8 protein-coding genes are annotated in these 6,245 nt (G+C 48.3%); 6 read left to right on the top strand and 2 right to left on the bottom strand.

Annotation, left to right across the window (positions count from 1 at the left end; translation table 11 throughout):
* Positions 1 to 441: hypothetical protein (locus J7L64_00275; GenBank protein ID MCD6450793.1), on the top strand; the 441-nt coding region annotated here is incomplete at its 5' end.
* Between the two features lie 247 nt (positions 442 to 688).
* Positions 689 to 1,393, top strand: coding sequence for a hypothetical protein (locus J7L64_00270; protein MCD6450792.1), 705 nt, complete (start codon positions 689 to 691; stop codon positions 1,391 to 1,393).
* Positions 1,394 to 1,426: 33 nt separating this feature from the next.
* Here the strand turns inward: J7L64_00270 and J7L64_00265 are convergent, their stop codons facing one another.
* Complete coding sequence (locus J7L64_00265) at positions 1,427 to 1,594, bottom strand: hypothetical protein (GenBank protein MCD6450791.1); 168 nt, start codon at positions 1,592 to 1,594, stop codon at positions 1,427 to 1,429.
* 382 nt (positions 1,595 to 1,976) lie between these two features.
* Here J7L64_00265 and J7L64_00260 point away from each other — a divergent pair, with 382 nt between their 5' ends.
* From J7L64_00260 to J7L64_00245, 4 genes are all read left to right on the top strand, one after another.
* On the top strand, positions 1,977 to 2,825 hold the full coding sequence (locus J7L64_00260) for a hypothetical protein (protein MCD6450790.1): 849 nt from the start codon (positions 1,977 to 1,979) through the stop codon (positions 2,823 to 2,825).
* 41 nt (positions 2,826 to 2,866) lie between these two features.
* Positions 2,867 to 3,424, top strand: a complete 558-nt coding sequence (locus J7L64_00255) for a hypothetical protein (protein MCD6450789.1) — start codon at positions 2,867 to 2,869, stop codon at positions 3,422 to 3,424.
* 45 nt (positions 3,425 to 3,469) lie between these two features.
* A complete protein-coding gene (locus J7L64_00250; protein MCD6450788.1) occupies positions 3,470 to 5,071 on the top strand; it encodes a DUF4139 domain-containing protein in 1,602 nt (533 codons plus the stop codon).
* Positions 5,072 to 5,163: 92 nt separating this feature from the next.
* Entirely contained in the window at positions 5,164 to 5,694 is a 531-nt protein-coding gene (locus tag J7L64_00245; protein MCD6450787.1) for a hypothetical protein, read from the top strand.
* A gap of 32 nt (positions 5,695 to 5,726) precedes the next feature.
* On the opposite strand, the gene J7L64_00240 is transcribed toward J7L64_00245, so the two are convergent.
* Positions 5,727 to 6,245: hypothetical protein (locus tag J7L64_00240; protein ID MCD6450786.1), on the bottom strand; the 519-nt coding region annotated here is incomplete at its 5' end.

Genomic DNA, 6,245 nt, shown 5'->3' with positions numbered 1-6,245 from the left:
CCATACGACAGGATAATCATTATGGCTACTATGGACAATCAAGGTTTTCTATCAGTTGATACTGTTATGAATACTATCTTAACTACAAGCCAATTTCGATATGAATATATTCTTGCATTAATAAATTCTACGTTGGCATCTTGGTTTTATTACTGGTTTGTTTACAATAGAGCAGTCAGAACCATGCATTTTGATTCTTACTATATGGGTAAATTACCAATAAAGCTAATTTCTATTAAAAATCAGCAGCCATTTATTAACTTAGTCAATAAAATCCTCTCCCTCACCCAATCCGAAGACTATCTCGAAAATCCGCAAAAACAGGCAAAAGTCAAAGAATACGAACGCCAGATTGACCAGCTGGTATACGAATTGTATGGATTGACTGAAGAAGAGATAAATATTGTAGAAAATTTTGGAAAAACGAATCAGAAAAAGTGAGAGGCATATAAAATATGCCAAAGCAGTGCCCTGTGAAAGGTATGAAAGAATATTACCAGTTCAGCATCCATATTTACTGGACATTCAGGCTTTCCCCCTGGCTAACGGTACCATCTATTTTGGAAGTACCGACTGCCATCTCTACGCTTTAGAGTAATTCTCAGCTCCGAGGAATAAACCCTTCCCTTTGACATAGGCTCCCTTTCTTTGCTATAAGCGAGGGGAAGTTAAATTGAAGGAGGAGCAGATGAGGAAGATAATCATCGAAAAGGAGATCTTCGATAGGTTCCCCGGGTTCAAAAGGGGGCTTGTCATCGTAGAGGATATCGAAAACGCAAGGGAAAACGAGAATATAAAAAAACTGCTCGATAAAGAGATAGAAAGAAGGGCAAAGGAGCACAACATCGAGCACAAGTTCATAAAGGCGTGGGACGAGATCCATCGGGGCTTCGGCTCCAATCCAAACCGGTTCCCTCCTTCGATAAAGGCGCTCCTGAAGAGGATAGAAAAGGGAGCCAAGATCCCGTTCATCAATTCGGTGGTCGCCTCCTTCAACTACATCTCGCTCAAATACCTCATCCCCTGCGGAGGAGACGATATCGCCAAGGTGAAGGGGAACCTGCGCCTTGGATTTGCCTCGGGGAACGAGCTGTTCACCCCGCTGGGAAAAGATGAAATAGAGCATCCGGACCAGGGAGAGGTGATCTACTACGACGATGAGGCGCTCACCGTTATGTGCCGAAAATGGAACTATAGAAACGGCGATTTCACCAAGATCACCGAGGAGAGCAAGAAGATCGTGATCAACATCGACGGCGCAGGTGTAGTGCCGGAATCGCTCATCATCGAGGCGAGGGACGAACTCGCCCAATTGCTCAAGGAACAGGCTAAAGCAAAGCTTTCCACCGACCTCCTCACCAAGGAGAAAAACGAACTCGAGATCGACCTTTAGAAAGAGAAGTAGGTGAAAAGAGAACCCTATGTTTCAACTCCCTTGCCGATGTTCTTGACGAACGCCCGGAAAGAGAAAGTGCGGTTTGACCTGGATCTTCTTCGTCACCTGGCTCTTCCCGCTCCCCGGGGAGGCGACCGCCCCGATGAGAAAAAGCCCGAGGATCGCCAAAACCATTACTGCTTTTTTACCACTTTCCATATCATCTCCTTCCCTGTCTAAAGGTAACACTAACCCCCTCAAGCCCTTCTCAATAAAAATATTGGCTTAAGTGGATTTGCCCCTAAGTGTACAGAAGACGATCTTAGAAGTCAGCCAAAAAGGAAAATTAACTCGAAAAACGCCGTTTTAAGGAGAATTTAACAAAAATATCCTCTAACTGTATAAAATAGCTTGAAAATACGCCGCCCAAACCGCCTATTAATGGGGAGGCTACCACCTCGGGGCTCATTTGGGGATCGTCATCATTGGGGAACTGGTCAGTTCCTAAATGAATCCCCAGGGGGTAACCACCCCAGGGGGTAACTACCCCAGGGGGTAACTACCCCGGAGGAGCTATCCCGCTCCAGGGGTTCATCAAGAAATGGGTGGAAAAAGATGGATTAAAGGCTATATCCCGGCGCTCGAACGGATAAGCAACCTCCCCCCAGCCTGCGCCAAGGTATGGCTCTACCTCCACCTGAGGGCAAACAACTACCAATTCCCCCTCTCCTACCCCCATTCCGAGGTGCGAAGGCTGAAAAAAGGTCAACACCTTATCACCATACGCGGATTACAGGAGGAAACGAGCTATGAAGAAAGGGGAAGAAAAAGGAGCCTCTCCCGAGCCACCATCCTCTCCGCCATCGAACGGCTGGAAAAGGAAGGGCTCATCTCCGTAGAGAAACGAAAACGAGGGAGAAACGGATACCTCCTGATAACCCTGCGCGAAATACCGAAAAAGGAGGAAAAGCCCACAAAGGCTCCCCCAAAGAACGAATCGAGCTCAATAAATGGTTCTCAAATTGCAATAAATGGTTCCCAAATCAAATTAAATGGTTCTCAGATTGCAATAAATGGTTCTCATTTTTCAAATAAAGGTTCTCTGAGCGACCATTTATCGCAACAAGTCGAGAAAAATCAAAAAGATGGGAGAGACAATAGAAAGAGAAAGAGAATAGGGGAGGAGCCCCTCCCCTTAGGGAGGGGCTCCTCCCCAGATGAAGAAAACAAAAAATACAGAGACCTCCCCTACTCTATCGAGGAAAAAGGGAAAGAAACGGGGAGAAAAAAAGCAGAAGAAAACATACCCGAGGCAATAAGAGAAGCCTACTCGCTCATAGAAAGGCTCCGGGGGGCTAACCAGCCCCAGGGGGCTAACCAGCCCCAGGGGTTCATTAAAGGGGCAACCACCTTATTAAGAATTCGCCCTGATGTACAAACACCTAAATGAAGCCCTGATAACCGCCCCCATAGATTGTTCAGGGAGAAATAATGAACAAAAAACAGGAAAAACCAACCGATGACTGGCGCATCCAAAGGATCCAGAGACACCTCGTCCGCTACAGCGATGAGGAACAAGAGACGATCAAAAACTGGTGGCGCTTCCTCTCCCGGGGGATGGATTCCCCCTACCCCCTCGAAGACCGGCTCCAGGAGCTCGAGATCTGGCAGTCGCTCCCCAAAGAACAGGTCATCTCCCAGATATCCAGTAAAACCAAAAGACTAAAACCGATCATCGAGAAACTCAAAACACCGCCCGCTGCCCACGGGATGATGATAAGATCGGAAAGATTCCTGAAAACCGCCTCCGCCCTCCTTTCAGGGGAAAAACCTCCAAAACAAGGGGAGAACCCTTCCCTCGAGGAGCAGATAAACGCCTACTTAGCCCCCTACGGCGAGGAAAAGGAGGTGGTCCTATCCTGGCTCAGAAGGGAGGAGGAAAAGATGGGAAAAAGGCTTTCACCAAAGGAAAAACTCACCATCCTCCAGAGCCTTGCCAAGGAGAAGCCGGAAAGGATAATAGAGTTCTTTAAAAATCATCCCGATTGACTTAACATCCCCTCTGTGGTAGAAATGTCAATGAAGGGGGGAAAGATGAACAAGGAAGGAAAAAGGAGAATATTTATATTTGGTCTGACATTGCTCCTCATCTCCTCGCTCGCTTTTTCCACGACGGGGGAAAAGAAAAAGACCGACCCATCCCTGATCAGCCCAAAGGCAAAGACCATCGCCATCTTCAAAAACGGGTTTGGCTTCTTCATCGAGGAGGGTGAGGGCACTCCCAAAGACGGCTTCCTGGTGATCGACCGCATCCCGAGAGCGACCTTAGGCTCCTTCTGGATCTCCATCTTGACCAAGGACACCTACCTCGAGGAGGCGGTGAGCTGTTGGCTGAAGGAGGAAAAAAAGAGGGAGATAGGCGATATCGACGAGCTCATCAAACACAACATCGGAAAGAGGGTGAGGCTAACCGCGGGAAGGGAGGTAATCGAGGGGACGATCAAAAAGGCACCGGGCAAGATAGTGATAATCGAAACCGAGCGGGGAAGCCTCGCCTTGAGGAGAAACATCATCGCCAAGGTTGAGTTTATCGGTCCCTACAGTTCAACCTACCCCGCAAAAGAGAGCACCCGGAGGATCAGGTTGAGATTGACCACCAAAAAGAGGAAGGTAAGGGTTCGCCTCGCCTATCTCGCCAAGGGGATAACCTGGGTCCCGAGCTACTTAGTGAACATCGAGAGGAAAGAAAAGGCGAGGATCACGATGAAGGCGGCAATCGTAAACGACATCGAGGACTTGAAAAACGCCGACCTCTTCCTCGTGGTGGGCTATCCCAACTTCCTCTACGCCAACCACCCCTCTCCCATCGATATCACCCGTTCCCTCTCGATGTTCATCACCAACCTCACCAGGGCAAAGGAGCGGACAGATTATGTGAGAGCGGCAAAGCTTATGGTCCAAAGTGCCACTCCGGCGGAGGCTGGTGCTGGCTCCGTGGACTACGGCTACGGCGCCATCCGCGGGCTTTCCGGCGCCTCCACCGAGGACCTCTTCTTCTATGAAAAGAAAGGGGTAACCCTGAACAGGAGGGAGCGCGCCTACTGTCACCTCTTCTCCGCCCTCGTCCCCTACCAGCACATCTACGAATGGGATGTAGAACAGGGCTTAGCGGTGAATGAACGGGGGTATCGGATCAGCAAGCCGAAGCGGAAGAATGTGGTCTGGCATTCGATCAAACTCAGCAACACCACCCGCTATCCCTGGACCACCGCCCCTGCCTTCGTCATCAGTGGGGAGAAGCCAATAGCTCAGGACATCATCAACTACACCCCGAAGGGAGCGAAGACCAACCTCAAGCTGACGATAGCGAGCGACATCAAGACCAAAGCAGAGGAGAAGGAGACCGCAAGGAAGCGAGGGGTGAGAGTGGGAGGGATCCGTAGTCCCCTCTACGATCTGGTGACCGTTTCCGGCAAGCTAACCATCAGGAACCTGAAGTCGAAGGGGATCACCATTGAGGTGAGGAAGAGGCTCACCGGCGAGGTGCTTACGGTAAGCCATAACGGCAAGGTGAAGAAGATGGCAGAGGAGCTCAAGGGGCTAAACCCTCACTCCCTGATCACCTGGAAGATACCGCTAAAGCCCGGCGAGGAGACCGTGCTAACCTATACCTATCAGGTATATATCCGCCCGTAGGGGCTCTTTAAAAACGAGATATAGTATCGAGGAGCTGAGGTAAAGGAAGAGGTTGTTTTGCCTCAAACCAGAACCAACTATGGAGGGATAAGATGAACCTTTATGTCCAGTGGGTTTCTGCCAATCCGCTTACTTCTTCTGCCATTCAGTTCGCCATTCTGGGAACGCTGGGGGAGATCATCTCCCAGATGATAAGGAGGAAAAGGGTCTTTTTCCCGTTCGGTCCTTTCGAGTTTTTGGGAAAGCTCATCGCCTGGGCAGTGCTCGGGGTGGTGATCAAGTACGGCTTCGTGGGGATTAAGGGGTTTGTGCGGGCGCTCATTGCCCATCACCTTCTTCCCGATGGCTTTTCCGCTGGTATTGGCTGGGCTTTTTCCGTTTCTCTTTTCGTTAACATCCTTTTCGGTCCTCAGATGATGCTCTTTCACCGGGTGGAGGACAATATCATTATGAGGCGGTGGGACTTTACCGGGTTAAAGAGCGCCTGGTTTACCCTGATCTGGTTTTGGATCCCTGCTCATACGGTCACCTTTTCCTTGCCCAGGGAATACCAGATAGGCTTCGCCGCCCTCTGGTCCATCGTCCTCGGAGTGATTATGGGCATCACCACCCCAAAGAGGTGAGAGTGAGGGAATGTAAACCAGTTTGATAGAATCTAACTAAGAGGAGGAAGGCTATTAAGAAATGTTCTCTTATCTATGTTCTCTTTTGACAAGAAAGGTTTTAGAATTCCCCTTACCTCTTTGTTGGTTTCATCAATCTTTTTCTTAAAGCGGTTTATCGTATCTCTTTTCGCCAAGAACACTTTTTTTCGACCTACTAAATACTCATTCTTCATCTCAGGGTAAATGCACTCCAAACAATAACGTAAAAACTCGTAGATAGACCATAAGATATGCGAACGCTTCTCTTCATCCGGAAGTTTTTCGATCTTCTCAATATATTTCTTAAAATCTGGGTTTTTAACTAAGTCGTCAAATCCCTCTAACTTTAGAATCTTAGAAGCTAAAGACCCATTTATAGCTCCATATTTTTTGCATAAAATATACGCGTAAAGTTCCACAAAAATCTCTTTCATATTGTTTATCATATTATTTACCATATAATCCTTATCTTCTTCCAAACACTTTGCCTTATCTGCCTCAGTAGAATTCGCAGATAACTTGTCCTTTTT

The organism is Acidobacteriota bacterium (assembly GCA_021161905.1).
Lineage (GTDB): Bacteria > Acidobacteriota > B3-B38 > Guanabaribacteriales > JAGGZT01 > JAGGZT01.
The sequence above is the reverse complement of the archived record's forward strand: the minus strand, read 5'-3'. Positions and strand labels throughout refer to the sequence as shown.